At 58.3% G+C, this 206-nt stretch carries 1 rRNA gene; it reads left to right on the top strand.

The features are described 5' to 3' along the window. Positions 1-206: ribosomal RNA gene (locus JDF658_RS13905) — 23S ribosomal RNA — on the top strand; the annotation flags it as partial.

Raw genomic sequence — 206 nt, 5'->3', positions numbered from 1 at the left:
GGCTCGTCCGCCCAGGGTAAGTCGGGACCTAAGCCGAGGCCGAAGAGGCGTAGGTGATGGACAATCGGTTGAAAATCCGATACCACCATACAACCGTTAAGACGAAGGGGTGACGCAGGAGGCTAGGGAGAGCCGGTGATTGGAAGTACCGGTCCAAGCCAGTAGGGAGTGAGGCAGGCAAATCCGCCTCACGGAAATCCTGAGAG

The sequence above is a fragment of the Carboxydocella sp. JDF658 genome (assembly GCF_002049395.1).
Taxonomy (GTDB): domain Bacteria; phylum Bacillota.
This window is presented reverse-complemented; position numbering and strand designations above follow the sequence as displayed.